At 66.8% G+C, this 16,423-nt stretch carries 13 protein-coding genes; 7 read left to right on the forward strand and 6 right to left on the reverse strand.

Annotated elements, in window-relative coordinates:
• Nucleotides 1-137 precede the first annotated feature (137 nt).
• Together LQ757_RS12365 and LQ757_RS12370 are read left to right on the forward strand one after the other, a co-directional pair.
• On the forward strand, nucleotides 138-1,097 hold the full coding sequence (locus LQ757_RS12365; protein ID WP_231047551.1) for a HamA C-terminal domain-containing protein: 960 nt from the start codon (nucleotides 138-140) through the stop codon (nucleotides 1,095-1,097).
• Nucleotides 1,087-3,594: a DEAD/DEAH box helicase gene (locus tag LQ757_RS12370; protein WP_231047552.1), complete on the forward strand. Its 2,508-nt coding sequence runs from the start codon at nucleotides 1,087-1,089 to the stop codon at nucleotides 3,592-3,594. Before LQ757_RS12365 ends, LQ757_RS12370 begins: the two co-directional genes overlap by 11 nt.
• Nucleotides 3,595-3,621: 27 nt before the next feature.
• On the opposite strand, the gene LQ757_RS12375 is transcribed toward LQ757_RS12370, so the two are convergent.
• The 3 genes from LQ757_RS12375 to LQ757_RS12385 form a co-directional block, all read right to left on the reverse strand.
• Nucleotides 3,622-4,338, reverse strand: a complete 717-nt coding sequence (locus tag LQ757_RS12375; protein WP_231047553.1) for a DCL family protein — start codon at nucleotides 4,336-4,338, stop codon at nucleotides 3,622-3,624.
• Between the two features lie 620 nt (nucleotides 4,339-4,958).
• A complete protein-coding gene (locus tag LQ757_RS12380) occupies nucleotides 4,959-5,768 on the reverse strand; it encodes a hypothetical protein (RefSeq protein ID WP_231047554.1) in 810 nt (269 codons plus the stop codon).
• A 521-nt stretch (nucleotides 5,769-6,289) separates the two neighbouring features.
• The gene (locus LQ757_RS12385; RefSeq protein ID WP_231047555.1) at nucleotides 6,290-7,207 is read right to left on the reverse strand and encodes a hypothetical protein; all 918 of its coding nucleotides are present in this window, start codon (nucleotides 7,205-7,207) and stop codon (nucleotides 6,290-6,292) included.
• Nucleotides 7,208-7,782: 575 nt separating this feature from the next.
• Here LQ757_RS12385 and LQ757_RS12390 point away from each other — a divergent pair.
• The 4 genes from LQ757_RS12390 to LQ757_RS12405 all read left to right on the forward strand — a co-directional run bounded on the left by LQ757_RS12390 (nucleotide 7,783) and on the right by LQ757_RS12405 (nucleotide 11,589).
• Entirely contained in the window at nucleotides 7,783-8,352 is a 570-nt protein-coding gene (locus tag LQ757_RS12390) for a PadR family transcriptional regulator (RefSeq protein ID WP_231047556.1), read from the forward strand.
• A gap of 5 nt (nucleotides 8,353-8,357) precedes the next feature.
• Nucleotides 8,358-10,118 (forward strand): ABC1 kinase family protein, encoded by a 1,761-nt coding sequence (locus LQ757_RS12395; protein WP_231047557.1) that lies wholly within the window; start codon nucleotides 8,358-8,360, stop codon nucleotides 10,116-10,118.
• A gap of 103 nt (nucleotides 10,119-10,221) precedes the next feature.
• Nucleotides 10,222-10,947 (forward strand): hypothetical protein, encoded by a 726-nt coding sequence (locus tag LQ757_RS12400; protein ID WP_231047558.1) that lies wholly within the window; start codon nucleotides 10,222-10,224, stop codon nucleotides 10,945-10,947.
• Between the two features lie 51 nt (nucleotides 10,948-10,998).
• Nucleotides 10,999-11,589 (forward strand): hypothetical protein, encoded by a 591-nt coding sequence (locus tag LQ757_RS12405; protein ID WP_231047559.1) that lies wholly within the window; start codon nucleotides 10,999-11,001, stop codon nucleotides 11,587-11,589.
• A 54-nt stretch (nucleotides 11,590-11,643) separates the two neighbouring features.
• On the opposite strand, the gene LQ757_RS12410 is transcribed toward LQ757_RS12405, so the two are convergent.
• The 3 genes from LQ757_RS12410 to LQ757_RS12420 form a co-directional block, all read right to left on the reverse strand.
• Nucleotides 11,644-11,994: a metallopeptidase family protein gene (locus tag LQ757_RS12410; protein ID WP_231047560.1), complete on the reverse strand. Its 351-nt coding sequence runs from the start codon at nucleotides 11,992-11,994 to the stop codon at nucleotides 11,644-11,646.
• A gap of 136 nt (nucleotides 11,995-12,130) precedes the next feature.
• Nucleotides 12,131-13,006: an RNA polymerase sigma-70 factor gene (locus tag LQ757_RS12415; RefSeq protein ID WP_231047561.1), complete on the reverse strand. Its 876-nt coding sequence runs from the start codon at nucleotides 13,004-13,006 to the stop codon at nucleotides 12,131-12,133.
• Nucleotides 13,003-13,632 (reverse strand): carboxymuconolactone decarboxylase family protein, encoded by a 630-nt coding sequence (locus LQ757_RS12420; RefSeq protein ID WP_231047562.1) that lies wholly within the window; start codon nucleotides 13,630-13,632, stop codon nucleotides 13,003-13,005. The genes LQ757_RS12415 and LQ757_RS12420 overlap by 4 nt, the downstream gene beginning before the upstream one ends.
• Nucleotides 13,633-14,037: 405 nt before the next feature.
• On the opposite strand from LQ757_RS12420, the gene LQ757_RS12425 reads away from it, so the two are divergent.
• Nucleotides 14,038-16,395, forward strand: a complete 2,358-nt coding sequence (locus tag LQ757_RS12425; protein ID WP_231047563.1) for a glycoside hydrolase family 84 protein — start codon at nucleotides 14,038-14,040, stop codon at nucleotides 16,393-16,395.
• The last annotated feature ends 28 nt before the right edge of the window (nucleotides 16,396-16,423 follow it).

The following is a 16,423-nucleotide window of genomic DNA, read 5'->3' on the forward strand; positions in this document are numbered from 1 at the left end:
AGCTCCCCCGCGGCCATTTGAACGAGGATTGCATGCTCGCGGGCCCGTCGAGCCTTCTACCCCACTTCGGGGGTGATTCGGTCCCGTCTGCGCGGCTCGTGGGCCCATGTTCCTATGCGGCTCGTAGGATCTGCTCGATGGACGACCAGTCAGCGAGCGCGATTCGCTGGGCCCAAGAACTCGCCGCTGTCGCGCGCCCTGGTCCGGACGGAATTGGAAACTACCTCATCACTGTCGGTGAGGCAAAGGTGCTCGAAAACACGCGCACTCGACTCCACACACACTGGATTGCATTCGACGGAAACGGGCGCCCTCGGGTAGATGCCCTTGCGAAGCGGCTCTCCGAACTAGTGCTCGACTACTGCATCCCCCGGACACGCATCCAGGAGGCTCAGGACTACTTCATCGAGACGCAATCAACGAGCAAGCTCGTCGCGCTCCACAATGAAGCGCTCTCGCGCTTCACGCGCTTAGAGAAGTCAGGCGAAGGCGGCGAGCTGCTTCTCTACTTCCTGATGGAGATCGGGCTCAAACTCCCGCAGGTTCTTTCGAAGATGGCACTCAAGACCGATAGCCAGATGCATTTCAATGGTGCGGATGGTGTGCATCTTGGACCTGGGCGGAATGGCAATCTCGCTGTTTATTGGGGCGAGGCGAAGGTGTACGACAGTTTTGATGGTGCTGCGCGAGACTGCATGGCGGGCATCTCTGGTTTCCTCCTTGACGAAGGTTTCGGCAACTTGCAAGAGGATCTTCTCCTCGTCCGCGATCATCTCGACATCGGATCCAGAGAACTGTCGTTGCGACTCGTCAAGTACTTCACGGAGGGCGAAAAAGAGCGACTACATCTGGAGGCCCGTGGTGCTTGTCTGATCGCATACACACATGACGACTACCAGCACCCGCTCGATCCAGATGACATGTCGGTGCTCGCCTCTACTGTTACCCAGATGACGAACTGGGCCGAGTCGATTGGCAAGAAGATAAAGAACAAAGAAATTGCGCAGTTCGATCTCGAAGTCTTCTGCGTCCCCATGCCATCATCCGCAAAGTTTCGCGAGAGTATCCGTCTTGCTTTGAAGATCGATGGACGCTGACGACTACTGGCGCGAGGTCGGAGAGCTGCGAGCATTCCGAAACGCCGTCAACGTGCTCACCCTTCAGTCCGTGGCGCTTTCGCTTCCGGCAATCTCGGTCGCTCGCGAGGATCCGGTCGAATGGAGTGCCGCGCTCCTGGCTGCGTCCCTCGTGGAGCGTGGAGCACCCGAGTCGCTCCTGGATGGCGCATTGCGCATTGCGCAGGGGTGCGTGCAAGCCACCGATTCCACTCTTCTGCAACGGGAGGCGGGGCGGATCCTGCTCCAAAGGCTCGGTAATTCGCGCTCGGTGGAGTTGGCAATCCAGCGCGGCCTGCTAGCGCCGAACGCGCCTGTCTATTCAACTTGGGCCGAAATCGACGCATTTCGAACACACATGGAGCTGACAGTTCCCCTAGCGTCTGGTGAAGTTCTACACGCGAACGACTTTCAAGCGAGGTTCTGGAGGGCTGCCGAAACATCTCAGTGGGTAAGCGCGACGGCTCCAACCTCGGCCGGAAAATCCTTCATAGTGAAGCAGTGGCTCCGGGACCGATCCACCAATCAGGCAGTGTTCACCTGTGTCTATATCGTGCCCACCCGGGCGTTGATTGAGGAGGTAGCTGCCGACCTCCGCGAGGAAGGCGCCAACTTGTTTGACGTGTTCGAGCTGCCTTGGGACGAAAGGATCAAGCAAAGCCAGCGACGCGTTCTGGTTCTGACGCAAGAACGTCTCCATGTGTTGCAACAGGAAAACGCTGACCTGCGCCCAGACCTGATCTTCGTGGATGAAGCACAGAAGATCGGCGACGGCCGGCGGGGGGTCCTCCTCCAGCGCGTACTGGACGATGCCACGAGGCGCAACCCGGATGCGCAAGTGATGTTTGCAAGCCCGATGGCGGCCAATCCCGAGCTGTTGGTCGAAAACGCCATTGGCACAGTTTCGGTAATCTCTGACTCTGCACCGACGGTCAACCAGAACGTGATCTATGCACAGCAGGTGCGTGGCAAACCGCGTGAGTGGATTGCATCTGTAATGGCTGGAGGGGAATCTCGCGAAGTCGGCGGATTCACAATTTCGGCCCGTCCCGTACCAGACAGCAAGCGACTGCCGTTGGTTGCAGCCGCGCTCGGCTCGTCGAGTTCGGCGAACATCGTCTACGCGAACGGACAAGCGGACGCAGAGAAGATCGCGAGCCAGTTGTTCGATCTCCTTCCAGCGCAGACCGCTCTCCACGAGGACATCGAAGCCGTCCGAGAGCTGGTCGAGCGAACCGTCCACCCTAAGTACTCTCTGCGCACCTATCTGGAGCGTGGAATCGCATTTCATTATGGGAACATGCCTTTGCTCTTGAGGGAGGCAATCGAGTCGCTCTTCAAGACAGGGCGCATTCAGTTTCTGGTGTGCACCTCAACGCTGCTTGAAGGCGTGAATCTTCCCTGCCAGAACATCTTCGTTAGAGCACCGCGCAAGGGCAGGGGCCGTCCTATGCCGCCAAGCGATTTCTGGAACCTTGCCGGCCGCGCGGGGCGATGGGGCAAGGAGTTCCAGGGGAACGTCATCTGTGTCGACGCAGAGGATTGGGAGCACCCGCCGATTCGACGCGATCGTCAGAAAATTGTGCGGGCGACTGATGCTGTGCGCAGGGATCTCCCGCAGTTCCTTCGTTTCATCAACGGCGACGAACTCGAGATTCCGGCTGACCAGCATGCAGTTTTCGAGAGCACGCTCAGCCTGCTCGCGTCGCGAACTAGTGATGCAAATTCGTTCCCCTGGCTGAGCCTGGATCCCGACCAACAGAACGAACTGGCCGAACGCATGAGGAAGGCGCTCGGCGACATTACGGTGCCGAGCCAACTTGTTCAACGGCATGCCGGCATCGACCCTCGCGGCATGAACCGTCTACTCAAGTTCTTTGAGGCCTCAGGAGTGGGCGATGCATACGCGATTCCACAACCTGAAGCAGCCGAATCGGCCGGAAAGATCGCGACGGCACTGTCCCTGGTTGATCAGCACCTCGGCGGCACCTTCGGCGCACACACTGGGCGACACATGCAGCTAGCGATCCTTCTCGTCTATTGGATGCGCGGGCGCCCTCTTCCCGTGCTAATCGACGAACGGGTGCGTTGGGAGCGCTCCAACAAGCCGAATTTCAGTCTCCCCCGAACAATCCGAGACGTGATGAGCGACGTCGAGCAGTACGCACGGTTCGAAGCGCCCCTCTTCTTGTCCTGCTTCATGGATCTTCTCCAAGCAAGTGGCACAACGACCGATCTCGAACTCCCAGATATCGCGATGATGCTTGAACTCGGGGTGTCTCGCGGCACGGAGGTCTCTGCCCTGGCAATCGGCATCAGCCGGACGTCCGCGGTCGCGCTTGCAGAGCATATTGCTGCAGACGATCTGAGTCCGGCGCAGCTCGCGGAGTGGTTGCACACTCGCGATCTCGACGAGATTGACCTACCCGAGCTTGTGAGAAGCGATGTTCGTCGCGCGCTGGGGGGTTTTGTGGCATAAGTCCCTGCGAGGACTACGAAGGTGAGGTCAACACGGCGGCAGCCACGCTCGCTCGTCTGAACGCGGTCGCCGTGCCGCCTCGTGGGCGGCAACCAGTAGCGGCTGGGCAAGCTTGTCGTAAAAGTCCCGCCACCGACCCATCACGTCTGCGTCGCGAAAAGCAGTGCCAATCGCCGTTCTCCCATCGCCCGACGTGACGGCTATTGCGTCCCAGCCGCCTTCGCGTGCGGCGAAGGCGTACGTCAACTGTGCCCACGTGGGGTTCTCGTAGATCACGCGCGCTTCATGTTCATCCGCGAAAGGAAGGCCGCTCGAATCGCTGACCGTCGGACTAGACGTTGCGAAGCGACGGTCGCGGTACTCGATGCGTCGACCTTCCACCGCGCCTCTCATCGCTTCCTTCACATCCGACTTGTGCGAATGCGCGTAGATTGCTGTCCGATAGCTGAAGTCCACGGTTGACCCATCCGTTCGTCGGATCCAGATTCCCCGAGCATCGCTCCGGACGTATGATCTGCCGCCGTCCTTAGTGAGACCTACGTAAAAGAACTCGACTCCGCCACCGATCTTCTCGGCGTGATCCGGATGACGTTCGAGGAGCTCGCGCAGCATCTGATCATGTTCAGGGCTGTCTATCGGTGCATTCAACTCGTAACCCGAGTCCCTGAGAATTGCACGAAACGCCGCTTCCGCAGAGGAGCGCGTCGACCATCGGAAAGAATCCAGCACGACGGCGATTGCCATCACATCCCCCATCTACTGTCCCGACAACACATGATTCGACATACTCCCGCGATGTCGCGGACAGAGCTTCAACGAAGCTATCTCATGTGCATTGGTGGGTGAACCCGCCGGCACCTAGATCCACTTTCGTGACCCCACACACCCAAACACAGCGACCCGGCGGCACCGGATTCTTCGGACGCCACGTGGCCGAACGGCTCGGGCCCGAGGCATCCGTCGTCATCTCTCGCTGCACGTCGACACCAGTTTCGTCGACGCGCTCGCCCGAGCGTTCGAGGGGCACGGAGTCGTCGCGCGCTGCGCGGGTATCAACCGCGAGATCGACGACCAAGCCTGCCAGCGGGGGAAGCACCCAGACCCTTCGGAGAGGACGCCTGACGGACGAGACCCTGGAACCCGGGGACCGAGATCAAGGTCGACATGCGCGAAATCGTCGACTTCCACCACCGCGAGCACCACATGGACTGGATCGCCGTCCGGGAGGTCATTTCGGGGAGCCGGGGCCACCGATACGCGTGCACATGCAGTCACGGCCGTGCTCCTACGCAGAGCCGGAGAACATCCGAAAGGTCCGAACTGGCCGGTGACCCGACAACGGCTCCGCGGTGCCGAGCAGAGATCTACTCGCGCCCGCTCGCGTTGCCGTGCTGGTCGATGAAGTACACGATGGCCGCCCCGCAGATGCGGACGACGAGCGCGGCCTCCGCGGTCGTGACCTCCGCGTCGATGTACTGCGAATGCCGCGCCCCGGGCACCTTCGACACGTAGCCGTAGAGCGACTTCAACGAGGCGCCGAGCGCGTTGCGCCACGGGGTCGAGTCACGAACCAGATCCGACGCCGCATCTCCGAGCGAGACGCTGTCGCGGCCGGTGATGATCTTCAAGACCGCCTCGAGCGCGTTCACCGACTCCCTGATCGCGTCCTTCGGCCTGACGGGGAACGCGTCGAGAGCCTGCACCGCCCGCAGGTACTCCTCGCGGGCTGGTCGGTACCGGCCGATCATCACCTCGAGCGCGTCCCGCTCGTCGCCGGCGACGTCGAACTCGGCGCCGGTCTCGTCGAGGCGCTGCAGATGCCCGTTCACCATCTCGTAGGCGACCCGGGCCCGCGCGAACACCTCGTTCACCTTCTGGTCGTACCAGGCCCGCTTCGTCTCGCCCTTCGGGGCCTCCTGCTCTAGCAGCCGGTACACGCTCAGCCAGTCCAGTTGGGGTATCAGCTCGTCGAGCCTGCCGCTCACCCAGGTCGGGCTGGTGTAGTTGCTCGTGTCCTCGTCGAGCTCAGCGCCGACCAAGGTGAGCGCGCCCTTCGGCCCCAGCTTCTCGGCGAGGTGCTCCCTGAGAAATAGACGCACGAGCTGGGGTGCGTGCTCGACGACCGTCCGGTCGTGCTGACGAGGCGTAACGCCGAGGCGGGACTCGAGTGACATGCTGCTCCTCCGGGGCTAGTGCGTCCACGGTACCCACCAACCCGCGCCAACGCTCAGACTGCCCCCGGCGCGGCCGCTTCGCTCAGTCGAGTTGCGCGAGCTCGCCGTACTTCCTCGGAACGCACGGTCGTGGTTTGCTTCGCTGGCCGGGGTGTAGGGCCAGAGTCCGAGCAGTTCGATGGTCTCCTCGGCGGTGAGCCCGCCGTCGGCGAACTGGTAGGCGATCGCGCTCGGCGAGTCCCCGCCGCGTACTGCGACCTGGATCAAGCCGGCGGGGCGGTCGAGAGCCCGATGATTTCGCGGGCGACTTCCCCGACCTCGGCGACGCCGCTGGCCTGCCCGACCGAGCTCCGGCACCTGGACGAGCCACCACTGCCCATCGCGTCGGGCCGTCGCGTCGTAGGTCGTCGCTCCGTCATGCGCTCCATCCTCGGGCCTCGACCTTGGCGACAGGGGCGGAATCTAGTGGAATCTACCCCCGTCTAGTGAATACCTAGACGGGGAATGATCTTCGTAGATCCTCAGTTCTCGGCGGCCTCGACATGGTCGGGGTAGACCGGCCGACCATGCTCGTCGATGGTTACGCCGGCGTGCTCCCAGGTGTCGCGGAGCACGGCGTTGCGCTCGCCCTCCCATCGTTTCGTGACGTCAGGGTCGGGGGTGAAGTACGCCACGAGGATGTCGCCGAGGAAGAGGCAGCAGGCCGTCTGCATATGGGTGACTTCGAGGACGAGGGGCCTCGACATCGAGAGTGCGTCCTGCTCGGCGGTCATGAACATCTGGATGCCGGCCGATTCTGCGTGCGCGGCCGCCGAGAGCTGCGAGTAGCGGCGGCGCCCTCCAGCGTCGGGGGCGGTCTCGTCGAGGAGGTCGGTGGTGAGCTTGGTGGCACCTGGTGCTTTCGGCTCGTCGACCTCCAGCTCGGCGAGCATCCTAGTGAGCTGGGCCCGGTACTCGTCGACGTCCAGCGGGCCGCCCTCCCGGGTTGCCATCTGACCAGGCTCGGTGGCGTATCGCATCTCGGCGCGGGCGAGCGCGATGCTCCGGCCGAGGAGGGCGCCGGTGTCATCGCCCTCGGCGCCGAGGAGGTAACGTGCCCGGGCGAACGCCTCGAGCGCGCCGCGCGCCAGCGTCCAGTTCGACACCGTGCGGCCGTCCCGGATGCCGGCAGCGAATGCGAGCATGTGATCGGCGCCGGCGAGGCAGGCGATCCACGCAGAGGCCTGCGCATGCGCGAGGTGGGTGCTGCCGTCGGAGCTCTGGATGTTGAGCGGTGAGGCAAGGTCGGCCGCGGCACGCGATCCTTCGCCGGGGCCGTTCGCACGGATGCCGGCGATGAGCCGCCCGAGCGCGATGGCGATGCGCTGCACCGTCGCGTCGACGAGGTGAAGATCATTGGCGCCCACGGGCACCGTCTGCCAGTCCAGGTCGGTCGTCACCCCGAGAGACTACTGGCCGCCCCGCGGCCGCCGTCCCATCAGCGGGTGGCGCCGCGCGCCGAGCTCGGGTAGAGCCGGTGCACCTCGTCGAGCTTCTCCTCGAGCGAGATCTCGCGGGCGGCCCAGCGCTCGTACAGGGCCGCGTGTCGGCCGACACGCGGCCGCCATCCATCTCGATCGAGTGCCTCGTGTCGTCCAGCACTTCGCGACGAGCTGCCTCGGACTCGGATCGCTCCATTGCAGTCTCTCCCCTACTGCAGCGCGAGCGGGGTTGCCGTCCTCGTCGACCGCCCACGTTCCGGGCGCCCCGGAGTACTCGGCGTACCGGACCACTGGGGCGCCGGCCTCGCGGAGCATCTGCAAGTTCTCCTCGTGCTCACGGTCGTCCGCAGCCTCCCGGCGACGGCGATCATCCGCAACTCGGGCCTCGGCTACGCAATCCTCCAGTCCGGCACACCAGACACGCCTGACGTCCTCAGGTAGACGCGGGCTCACGGTCTACCCCTCCGCAGCCGAACGATATATCGTTGATATATCGTCGAGACCCGACCAGGGCCCGTTTCAGGGAGGTCATCATGAGCGGTTCGTACATGGGCGAGGGCTTCACCGGTCCCTCGGGCGGATGGGGGCAAGGCCGCTCAGGTCCGGGATTCTGGGAGGCCATGGAAGGGCTTCGCGGGATGTTCGAGCAGAAGGTCGCGCCGCGGATGGGTCGCGGTGACGTCCGCGCGGCGGTGCTCGCGCTGCTTGCCGAGCGGCCGATGCACGGCTACCAGATCATCAGCGAGATCGCCGAGCGCAGCGGCGGTGCCTGGAAGCCGAGCGCGGGCTCGGTCTATCCGACGCTGCAGCTGCTCGCCGACGAAGGGCTCATCAGCGCCGAGGAGGCGGACGGCCGCAAGACCTACTCGCTGACCGAAGCGGGGCGGGCCGAGGCCGAGGCATCCGCTGATCGTCCCGCGCCCTGGCAGACCTCGAGCGAACGCGACTCCGGCACGATCGGGGCGCTCCCGAAGGCCGGCATCGAGCTCGCACAGGCGGCGGCGCAGGTCGGGCGCACGGGCACTCCCGAGCAGATCAAGCAGGCGGTCGACGTGCTCGACGAGGCGCGTCGGAAGCTCTACTCGATCCTCGCCCAGGACTGACCCCGGTGCCCTCGGAACGTCGGGGTCCAGGAGACTCGACGCCCGATGTCGGCAACACGCGCGCCCGCTACCGGCGGATCCTGCGGTTCGCCGCGCGACACATCGTGCAGATCTGGTGGTTCGAGCTCGTGCTGCCCCGCCTCGGACTGGCGAAGGTCGCGGCACGCGGGCGGGAAGCGCGGCTGACTCGCATCGCCCAGCGCTTCCACGTGCTCGCCGTTGACCTCGGCGGCCTCATGATCAAGGTCGGCCAATACCTCTCGTCGCGACTCGACGTGCTGCCGCCCGAGATCACGCGCGAGCTCGCCGGGCTCCAAGACGAAGTGCCGCCCGTGCCGTTCCACGCGATCCAACGGCTCGCGGAGGCCGAGCTGGGCGTTCCGCTCGAGCGCGCGTACGCGTGGTTCGACCCGACACCGCTGGCCGCGGCATCCCTCGGTCAAGCGCACCGCGCCCGGCTCTCGCCGATCGACGCCGCCGACATGGGGTACGACGAGGCCGTCGTCAAGGTGCAGCGACCGGGCATCGAGACGATCGTCGACGTCGACCTGGCGGCGCTGCGCCGCGTCGCCGGATGGCTCAGCCGCGTGAGATTCGTCGCGAGCCACGTTGACGTCCCGTCCCTCGTCGAGGAGTTCGCCGCCACGAGCCTCGAGGAGATCGACTACCTGCAGGAAGCCGGCTACGCCGAGCGGTTCGCCGCGAGCTTCGCACACGACCCGCGGGTCGCCGCGCCCGAAGTCGTCTGGGAGCGCACGACGCGGCGCGTGCTGACGCTCGCCGACGTGACGGCGATCAAGATCAACGACCGCGAGTCCCTGGTGGCGGCGGGCATCGACCCGAAGGCGGTGGCGAAGCAGTTCGCGGCCGTCATGTTCGACCAGCTCTTCCGCGACGGCTTCTTCCACGCCGACCCGCACCCCGGCAACATCTTCATCACGCCGGTCGAACAGGTGACGGATGCCGCGCCGCGGGCTTCTTCGACGGTGACGGATGCCGCATCGCCGGCGTACCGGCTCACCTTCATCGACTTCGGCATGATGGGCGAAGTGCCCGACGGGCTGCGCCGCGGCCTTCAGCAGGTCATCCTCGCGATCGCTGCGCGCGACGGCAAACGCCTGGTCGACAGCATCCGCGGTGTCGGCATTCTGCTGCCGTCGGCCGATACGGCGGAGCTCGAGCGAGCGATGACCGAGCTGTTCGCGCGCTTCGGAGGCATGGGCCTCGCCGAGGTGCGGCAGATCGACGAGCGCGAGCTGCGCAGCTTCGCGATCGAGTTCGGCGAGGTGATGCGGGCGCTGCCGTTCCAGCTGCCCGAGAACTTCCTGCTCGTCATCCGGGCGATGTCGCTCACGTCGGGCATGTGCAGCTCGCTCGACCCCGACTTCAACATGTGGGACGCCGTCGAGCCCTACGCCGCGCAACTGCTGCGCGACGAGCGCGGCAACTTCGTGCAGGCGCTCGGGCAGCAGGCGCTGTCGGTCGCAGCCACGGTCGCGCGGCTGCCGCAGCGCCTCGATGCGCTCGCCGACCGCATCGAGGAGGGGCGCCTCGTCGCGAACTCGCCGCGGCTCGAGCAGCGGATGGCGCGGCTCGAGCGTACGGCCCAACGGATCGTCTCGGCGGTGCTGTTCGTCGGCCTGTTCATCGGCGGAATCCAGCTTCGCCCCGACGAGCCGGTGTGGGGCGTCGCGCTGATCGCGGTGTCGGTGATCCCGCTCTTGCACGCCCTGTTCGCCGGAGTGTTCCGCCGCGGGCCGCGGTGAGCGGAGCTCGCGTGGCGCATCAGGGCCAGCCCGGAACTGCGGAGGCGGGGAGAGGCCATAGAGTGTGGCGACCAGTGTCGCTGACCGCCCGAAGTGGAGCCCCATGAACGTCGCCACCCGCCGCTCCGCCCTAATCGTCTCGGTCGCCGCCGCTCTCGCGCTGACGGGGTGCACGTTCGGCACGGCCCCGGTGCCCACACCGTCGCCCGAGGCGGTCGCATCGATGACTCCGACGTCGACTCCCGAGCCAGTCGACCCGCTCACCACGGTCTCGGCGATCGTGGTTCGGCCAGAGCACTTGGACCTCCTCGACGCCGCCGGAGCCGTCGTCACGACGCTCTCCTACGACGCCGAGAGCGCCGAGTTCATCGACACGCTGTCGACGGTGCTCGGCGCAGAACCCACCCTGAGCGAGCACGGTGCGAGCATGGAGACCCCACCGAGAACCGAGTATGACTGGGATGGCGTGCGGGTCACCGACGATCACGAAGACGACGTCCCGACCGACAGCGGCGCGAACTACGGCGAGGTGGACATGAACGTGAGCGTGCACTTCAGAGCGCCGACGGTCGGCGACGGCGTGGCCGTGCGCACGGTCAACGGATTCCAGCCGGGCGGCGACGCGCAGGCGCTCGCCGCCGAGTTGGGCGAGCCGTGGTACGACAACGGCTTCGACCACGTGCGGGTCGAGACCGGCGAGCCGATCGGCGAGCAGCAGTCGTACACCGAGTACGAGAACGCGTACTCGGTCGCGGTCAACACGTGGGAGTGGGAAGGCGCGTCGAACACGGTGTTCGCGCCGTGGAACTTCGGCATCGGACACGTGTAGCGAGCGGCATCCGTCGTCCTACTACGCCACACTGGCTCGTAGGCTGGAAGGGTGCCCCGACTCCACGCAGAGCCCGATCGATCCAAGTGGGTACCCGTCACGGACTCCCTCGGATTCCGCGGTCGCCGCCACCGAAAGGCGGCGATCGGGATGCTGCTGGCGCAGGCCAAGGGCCCCGACGCAGCGCCGTCGAGCGCGGGCGGCGGCTTCACCGCCTGGGCGATGAGTCAGGCCGTTCCGTTCCTGATGCGCAGGGCGGCCGGCCGGGTGCTCGTGTGGGTCTGGAAGGCCGACCCCGAGTTGGTCGTGGCGATGGCCCAGGTGCAGACCGCGACACCGCAGTTGCGGGTCGCCCGTGCATCGATGCCGATCGAGTATGACGACACCGAGGAGTTCCGTGGCACCTACCTCGGCCTCGGCGAGAAGCTCGTCATGCCGCTTCCGCCCGGCGGTCGCCCGCCGTTCGCCACGTACACGTGGGACCTCGGCACGCACTTCGTGAGCGTGACGGCGGTGTGCGGCGATCGCGAGCGGTTCGGCACCGTGATCGGGGCCGTCGATGACCTCGCGCGCGGCATCCGCGTCATCGACGACCTCACCATCGGCGAGTCGGCGCCGGTACTGCGCATCGACCCGGCCTGATCACCGCCACGGCATCGCGGCGAGCGCTGAGAGGAGCCCGCGCAATGCGGCGCCCTACGCCCAACCGAGCTCGCGGAGCCGAGCGTCGTCCAGCCCGAAGTAGTGACCGATCTCGTGCACGAGCGTGATGTGCACCCGCGCACGCAGCGCGTCGAGGTCGGCGCTGTGATCCTGAAGGTTGTTCTTGAACAGCGTGATCCGATCGGGAAGCTCTCCGAAGCCATAGACCCCGCGCGTGGTCAGGGGATGCCCGCGGTACTGCCCGAACAGCCGCGGCCGCTCGCCCACCGGTTGGTTCTCGACGACGATCCCGACGTTCTCGAGCCCACGCACCATGTCGTCGGGGAGCGCGTCGAACTCCTCGGCGACCATGCGCTCGAAGTCGTCGTCGGAGATCTCGACCATGCCCCAATTGTGCCCGCTGGTTCGAGCCGATATCCGGGCGCTGACGGGTCTCGATACGCGTCGCCGCTTCGCGTCGGCGCTACTCGACCGACGGGAGGCGTCGCCGCTTCGCGACGGCGCTACTCGACCGACGGGGTCATCGCACCAACTCCGTCGCCTCGTCGAGCCGGCCGAGCTTGTTCGGGTTGGCGATCGAGAAGATCCGCGTGATCCGTCCGCCCTCGATCTCGAAGCAGATCGCACCGGCCAGCTCGCCGTCGACCTCGCCGCGGATCGCCGGGTGGCCGTTCACCCACGTCGGCTTCGCCTCGAACGCCACGCGGGCCTTCGCGAGCCCGCCGAGCAGGTAGCGGGCGATCTTGTCGGCGCCGAGGATCGGGCGCCGCGCGGCACCGCGCACGAGTCCGCCGCTGTCGGCGACGGAGACGACATCGGGTGCGAGCACGTCCATCAGCCCCTGCAGGTCGCCCGAGTTGACCGCCGTGAGGAATCTCGCGACGACCGCCTCCTGCTCGGCGGGGTCGACCGCGACGCGCGGGCGCCGGGCGGCGACGTGCTCCTTCGCGCGGTGGGCGATCTGCCGCACGGCCGCGGGCGACTTGTCGACCGCCTCGGCGATTTCGTTGTACGGCACGTCGAACACCTCGCGCAGCACGAACACCGCGCGCTCGGTAGGGCCGAGCGTCTCGAGCACGGTCAGCATCGCGATCGAGACGCTGTCGGCGAGCTCGACGTCGTCTGCGACATCCGGACTCGTGAGCAGCGGCTCGGGAAGCCACTCCCCCACGTACGACTCGCGCCGCCGCGCCAGCGCCCGCAGATGGTTGAGGGCCTGCCGGGTCACGACGCGCACGAGGTACGCGCGCGGATCGCGCACCTCGCTGCGGTCGACCTGATCCCAGCGCAGCCAGGACTCCTGCAGCACGTCCTCGGCGTCGGCCGCGGAGCCGAGCATCTCGTACGCGACCGTGAAGAGCAGGCCACGGTGGGTGACGAACGGGTCGTCGGTCATGACGCCGAGCCTACGACTCCGGCCGGGGCCTCGGTTGGGACATCCGCCGTCGTAGACGCCCGGGTGACGAGCGGCGGCAGCTCGCACGCATCGGCGTAGCCCTCGGAATGGATGCCGAGCGCCAGGTTCATGCGCGCGCTCATGTTCATGAACGCGACCTTGGCGGTGAGCTCGATGAGGGCGGCCGCCCCGAGTTCATCGAGCAGCGCAGCCGACAGCTCGTCGGTGACGGCCGGCGGGGTCTGGCTCATCGCTTCGGCGTAGTCCATGACGTGGCGTTCGAGGGGTGTGAAGACGCGTGCCTCGCGCCAGTTCGGCACCTGCCGCGCCTTCGCTTCGTCGAGGCCCTCGTTGTGCGCCTTGTAGTAGTTGAAGTCGAGGCACCAGCTGCAGCCGACGAACGCCGCCGTCGCCATCACGGCGTACGACGCGAGATTGCGGTCGAGCTCGTGCAGCCCCTCGATCTTGCGGCCGATGCCCATCGACGCCCGCATGAGGGCGGGGTGGTGCGCGAGCACGCCCATCGAGTCCGGCACGCGGCCGACCATCCGGCGGGCGGCGACCTTCACGACCGCCCCGAAGATTCCGGTGAGCTCGGTGGGCGGGATGCGTGTCTGGGTGGTCATCGTGTCCTCCTGCGATCGTCGACGGCCCGGGTTCGGTTTCCGGATGACCCGTCGACATGCAGACACCGCGCGCGGCGCGGTTGTGACATCGCGGCGATGCCGATCGAGTCCGACGACGCCGAGGAAGCAGTCGCGCCGCGGTAGCGGCCGAATTCGGGACGGCCCCTTGACGCCCCTCGCGGCGATCGCATAGGTTCGAGATCAACTTAGTTTACTGAGTTACTAAAGTGGGCCTGAAGGCGCGGGATCTCCCCGTCGCGCGAGTCCCGCGGTCGGGATAGGCCGCGCGACTCCGGCTCCGTCTGCGCGCCCTACCGCCATGTGCTGTGCTGCGTGCCGTCGGCGTGCGACGAGACCTCCGCTGCTCAGGCGATGAACAGGATCGTCGAGACGTTGGAGGCAATGATGCAATCAATTCGTAGGACGCTCGCGACGGCGGGAGTCTGCGCCGTCGCCCTGGCGGGGGTGCTCGTGCCGCTTCCGGCAGCAGCGGCCCCGCCCGCGGGGCCGCTCCCCGCTGTGAGCCCGACTCCGCAGTGGATCGACCGCGCCGGCGGCGACATCAACGTGCCGGGCCGCGTCGAGATCGTCGTCGACGACGGCACCGATGCGGCGGCCCTCGCCGAGCTGCGCGAGACCCTGGGCGAGCACGGCGTCGACCGCATCGACGAGCGCGTAAAGGCGACGGGCACCGCGCCGCTCACCATCACGCTGGGTGCGGCGTCGCGGGCCGACATCGCGGCGGCGCTCGGCGAGACGGATGTCCCCGACCACGCCGAGGGCTACGCACTGCGGGCCGACGCCTCGAAGGGACCCCTGGGCACGATCGCGCTCGGCGGTGTCGACGGCGCGGGCCAGTACTACGCGGTCAAGACCCTCGACCAGCTGTTCGTGCCGAAGGACGACGGCGGCTACCGCATCGCGGGCGCCTCGGTCAGCGACTACCCGTCGATGCCGCTGCGCGGCACGATCGAGGGCTTCTACGGCAACCCGTGGACCCACGAGGAACGCGTCGACCAGCTCGAGTTCTACGGCGACGTCAAGGCGAACACCTACGTCTACGCGCCGAAGGACGACCCGTACCACCGCGACCGCTGGCGCGAGCCGTACCCCGCCGACAAGCTCGCCGAGCTCGGCGACCTCGTGACGACGGCGACGGCGAACCACGTGCGCTTCACGTTCGCCCTCTCCCCCGGCAACACCGTCTGCTACTCGAGCGACGCCGACTACCAGGCGCTCACCTCGAAACTGCAGCAGATGTACGACCTCGGCGTGCGGGCATTCAACATCCCGCTCGACGACATCGACTACGGCCGCTGGCACTGCGACGGCGACCGCACCGCGTTCGGCGCGCCGAGCGGGCGCACCGCGGGCATCGCGCAAGCGACCTTCCTCGACCGCGTGCAACGGGAGTTCATCGAGACGCACGAGGGCGCGTACCCGCTGCAGATGGTGCCCACCGAGTACTACAACACGACCGATTCGGGCTACAAGAGCGCGCTGCGCGGCATGGACGAGGACGTCATCGTGATGTGGACCGGTGAGGGCGTCGTGCCGCAGTCGGTGACCGTCGCCCAGGCGCAGAAGGCCGCGACCGTCTTCGGCGGGCCGACCTTCCTCTGGGACAACTACCCCGTCAACGACTACGGCAACACCTCCGGCCGCCTGCTGCTCGCGCCCTACGACAAGCGCGAAGCCGGCCTCGGCGAGTACCTCTCGGGCATCGTCTCGAACCCGATGAACCAAGCCGCGGCCAGCAAGATCGCGATCTTCGGCGTCGCCGACTTCACCTGGAACGACGAGGCGTACGACGCGGGCGCCAACTGGTCGCAGGCGCTTCGATACGTCGCGAACGAGGATGCCGCGACGACCGCTGCGCTGCGCGTCTTCGCCGACCTCAACCACCTCGCACCGAGCTTCGGGGCGCCCTGGCAGCCGCAGGCGCCCGAACTCTCGGCCGCGATCGCCGGGTTCTGGGAGCAGTGGGACGCCGGTGACAAGACCGAGGCCGTCGCCGATCTCCGCGAGTACGCCGAGGCCATCGCCGCCGCCCCCGCGGCCATCCGCAGCGGCCCGACCGACCCGGCGTTCCTCGCCGACGCGAGCCCGTGGCTCGACGCGACGACGCTGTGGGGCCAGGCGACCGTGCAGCTGCTCGACGCCGTGCAGGCACGGATCGACGGCGACGAGGCGACCTCGGCAGAGCTCGCGGCGACGGCCAAGTCGACCGCGGCGCAGGCTGCCGCGACCGTCGTCGACCCGGCCGACAACAGCTGGGGCAAGGCGAAGGTGCGCATCGCCGACGGTGTGCTCGACCTCTTCCACGGTCGCATCGGGTTCACGCTCGCGATGTGGGAGGCGGGTGACGTCGTGAACGTCGCGCCGCAGGGCACGGCGACCGCGTCGAGCGTCGAGGTGCCGCAGTTCGGCACCAAGAACGTCAACGACGACAACCTGTCGACCCGTTGGGCGTCGGGATACAGCGACGACTCGTGGGTGCAGGTGAAGCTCGCCGAGCCGACGGTCGTGCGGGGCATCACGCTCAACTGGGAGTCGGCGTGCGCGAACGAGTACGCGCTGCAGACCTCGAACGATGGAGTCACGTGGACGACGATCCGCACGGTCGACGACTCGACCTGCGGGCTCGACCTGTTCACGTTCGATGCCGGCGACCCGGTTCAGTACGTGCGCATGCAGGGCATCGACCGCAAGACGACGTGGGGCTACTCCATCTGGGAACTCGGCGTCTACGCGGCGGGCTGATCGCGCCTCTCGGTGACCCGGGTGCCCT

This window comes from Agromyces cavernae (assembly GCF_021044935.1).
In the GTDB taxonomy this organism is placed as follows: domain Bacteria; phylum Actinomycetota; class Actinomycetes; order Actinomycetales; family Microbacteriaceae; genus Agromyces; species Agromyces cavernae.

Bases quoted from the DNA above. Each gene is read 5' to 3' on its own strand.
- LQ757_RS12420 (WP_231047562.1), bottom strand. From the start codon at position 13,632: ATGACCACCCAGACACGCATCCCGCCCACCGAGCTCACCGGAATCTTC.
- LQ757_RS12410 (WP_231047560.1), bottom strand. From the start codon at position 11,994: ATGGTCGAGATCTCCGACGACGACTTCGAGCGCATGGTCGCCGAGGAG.
- LQ757_RS12415 (WP_231047561.1), bottom strand. From the start codon at position 13,006: ATGACCGACGACCCGTTCGTCACCCACCGTGGCCTGCTCTTCACGGTC.
- LQ757_RS12375 (WP_231047553.1), bottom strand. From the start codon at position 4,338: ATGGCAATCGCCGTCGTGCTGGATTCTTTCCGATGGTCGACGCGCTCC.
- LQ757_RS12370 (WP_231047552.1), top strand. From the start codon at position 1,087: ATGGACGCTGACGACTACTGGCGCGAGGTCGGAGAGCTGCGAGCATTC.
- LQ757_RS12400 (WP_231047558.1), top strand. From the start codon at position 10,222: ATGAACGTCGCCACCCGCCGCTCCGCCCTAATCGTCTCGGTCGCCGCC.
- LQ757_RS12425 (WP_231047563.1), top strand. From the start codon at position 14,038: ATGCAATCAATTCGTAGGACGCTCGCGACGGCGGGAGTCTGCGCCGTC.
- LQ757_RS12380 (WP_231047554.1), bottom strand. From the start codon at position 5,768: ATGTCACTCGAGTCCCGCCTCGGCGTTACGCCTCGTCAGCACGACCGG.
- LQ757_RS12390 (WP_231047556.1), top strand. From the start codon at position 7,783: ATGAGCGGTTCGTACATGGGCGAGGGCTTCACCGGTCCCTCGGGCGGA.
- LQ757_RS12365 (WP_231047551.1), top strand. From the start codon at position 138: ATGGACGACCAGTCAGCGAGCGCGATTCGCTGGGCCCAAGAACTCGCC.